The sequence below is a fragment of the Halomonas sp. SIMBA_159 genome, assembly GCF_046536035.1.
Taxonomy (GTDB): Bacteria; Pseudomonadota; Gammaproteobacteria; order Pseudomonadales; family Halomonadaceae; genus Vreelandella; species Vreelandella venusta_A.
In genome coordinates this window covers 1-340 of record NZ_JAWJBT010000215.1, presented here as the reverse complement: position 1 = coordinate 340, position 340 = coordinate 1, and the positions used below count along the sequence as shown (strand labels likewise).

General features: G+C 55.3%; 1 protein-coding gene. It reads right to left on the bottom strand.

Going from position 1 to position 340, the window contains the following annotated elements:
* Positions 1–96: 96 nt before the first annotated feature.
* On the bottom strand, positions 97–340 hold a 244-nt coding region (locus R0J87_RS19045), incomplete at its 5' end, for a hypothetical protein (RefSeq protein ID WP_498888189.1).

Sequence of the window (340 nt, the reverse complement as noted above, 5' to 3'; positions counted from 1 at the left end):
AACACTGATCTCACCGCAAAACCCGATCAATCGCAACGTTAATCCCTGATCATCAGGTAAGAAAAAAGCGAGCCCGGGCTCGCTTTTCTGAGGCTTTTATTTCCTGTCGGCCACACTGGCCTGACGGGCCTGCCACTCATCCAGCAATGACTGTTCCAGCAAGGCCTGCTGCTGTAATGCCTGCTCAGTCTGCTGATTTTCATCTTTCAGAAAAGCCAGTACCTGTGCCGACTGACGGGAATCATCCCGCAGCCAGCCGTAAGCCGGGGCCGGTTCAGAGACCGCCGCCACATCAAGGGCGAATACCGGCAAAGCCGAAAACAGACTCGCCATACCGCAC